Source organism: Paenibacillus forsythiae T98 (assembly GCF_000520735.1).
Lineage (GTDB): Bacteria > Bacillota > Bacilli > Paenibacillales > Paenibacillaceae > Paenibacillus_AQ > Paenibacillus_AQ forsythiae.
This window is the reverse complement of the sequence record NZ_ASSC01000853.1, coordinates 1-335: the sequence shown is the minus strand read 5'-3', so window position 1 is coordinate 335 and position 335 is coordinate 1. Positions and strand designations below refer to the sequence as shown.

The window sequence follows — 335 nt, the reverse complement described above, 5'->3', positions numbered from 1 at the left end:
CCAGAAAAAGCCGCAGAAGTGGCAGGTATAGTTGTCCCGGGTCAATATATACCGGCGGAAGTCCTTGTTGCTGTACAGCCGCCGGATGGTCCGCTTATTGACCACTACGGCGGCCTGCTCCCGGACCAGCGTAACGGCCAGATCAAGCTCAATCTCCTGATGCCAGCGCCGTCCCTTGTCGCTGTGTCCCCGCATCAGAATCATCCCCTTCTTGGAGGGGATGAGCGCGGAGACATCGTCCGGAGCGGGCCTTGGCCCGCGCTGGCGCTGAAGGGTCGCCGCCTGCTCTACCGCGCGCGGGCGGGGCTTGGCGTTGCCTTCCGCAGCGGAAACGT

General features: G+C 63.6%; 1 pseudogene. It reads right to left on the bottom strand.

The window, feature by feature from the left end:
• Positions 1-335, bottom strand: a pseudogene (locus L692_RS33745) (HNH endonuclease); the annotation flags it as partial.